Source organism: bacterium, assembly GCA_024224155.1.
Lineage (GTDB): Bacteria > Acidobacteriota > Thermoanaerobaculia > Multivoradales > JAHEKO01 > CALZIK01.
Window position 1 is genome coordinate 1 of record JAAENP010000442.1, and the last position, 1,329, is coordinate 1,329.

The 1,329-nt window shown below is 63.7% G+C and carries 1 protein-coding gene and 1 pseudogene; one reads left to right on the plus strand and one right to left on the minus strand.

Annotation, left to right across the window (positions count from 1 at the left end; genetic code table 11):
• The first annotated feature begins 188 nt into the window (after positions 1-188).
• A pseudogene (locus GY769_21610) lies at positions 189-272 on the plus strand (glycyl-radical enzyme activating protein).
• Here GY769_21610 and GY769_21615 read toward each other — a convergent pair.
• Positions 265-1,329, minus strand: a 1,065-nt coding sequence (locus GY769_21615; GenBank protein MCP4204516.1) for a hypothetical protein, incomplete at its 5' end; no start/stop codon positions are given. The pseudogene GY769_21610 and the gene GY769_21615 sit on opposite strands and share 8 nt — an antisense overlap.

A 1,329-nucleotide genomic window follows, 5' to 3' on the forward strand; every position in this document is an offset into this window, starting at 1 on the left:
GCGATCAAGGCGGTCAGCATCAGCAGGGTGGAGCGCGCGGATCCGTCAAATCCGCCTTCCGGGCTGCCAATGGTCTTCGACAGACACGGTCTCACTCTACGACAGCTGGCCGCTGGCGCGTCGCCTCCCACGCCGATGGCCATCATCTGCTGCTGAAGATCGATGCCGAAGATGACAAGATGATCTCCATGCCGCAGGCTGTCATCTTCAACGTCCAGCGGTTCTCGGTCCACGACGGGCCGGGCATCCGCACCACGGTTTTCTTCAAGGGCTCCCGGGCGGTCGGAACTGATCGAAGATTCCGGTGTCCACCCAGTGGATATCCGTTTCTTCGAGGACTCCGGAATAGTCGGCATAGAAGAGGAACCTGCCGTCCGGAGTGACGTTGGGCAGGCCCGGGTTGGTCCCCAGCAGGTGTCCGAGTCCCCGCGGCTCTGACCAGGTACCGCCGGGTCTCAGGAAGGAGATGAACAGGTCGTACTCCCGATCCGGGTCGGCAGGCCGATTGGAGACGAACAGCAGGTAGCTGCCGTCGGGAGCGACGCATGGATCGAATTCCCGGTGCTCGCTGTTCACCGGCGCGCCGAGGTTCTCGACGCTGGTGTATTTGCCGTCTTCCAGCCTGGCGCGATAGATGTCGATCTTGCCGAGTCCGTTCTCCCTCAGGCTGTGGAAGTAGATGGTCTTGTCGTTCGCCAGGGAGGGAAAGCCGCTGTAGCTGTCGGCGACGTTGACCGGGTATTCGAGCAGACGCGGCTCGCTCCAGTCGCCAGCGGAGTGTTCGGCTACCCAGATGTTGGAAGGTTGAGCCGGTTCTCCGTTGATCGTCGCCGGACGTCTCGAGGTGAAGTAGAAGGCTCTGCCGAAGGGCGCGAAGTGAAAGTCCCAGTCGGCGTGCTCGCCGTTGAAAGAAGGCCGGCGGGGCTCGCCCCAGATACCGTCTTTCTGCTCGCTGAACCATATCTGCTCGGGGATCGGCTGGTCACGATAGAACTGCTTGTAGATGAACAGCTCGCCGTCAGCGGAGAACGTGGCACCACCCTCGAAACGGCCGTCCGTCGAGATGATGCCCGGGGCGAAGACTTCAGGCGTCGTGCCCGGAGGCTCTTGACCCAGGTAGGGGCCTTTCAGGCCGGGAAAGCCGCCACGGTCTCCGGCCAGCGGGAAGAGGGACTCGAGGATCCGGCCGGTGGTCTGACGCCAGGTCCCCCAACCGGAGCCGCCCGGGATCTCGCTCGTCCCCGGCTCGTAGCCTCGCTTGGCGAGAGCCTCTTTGAGCAGCTGGCCCGGGGTCAGGCCCGCGGGATCCCGGTACTCGTGGTCGGTCCA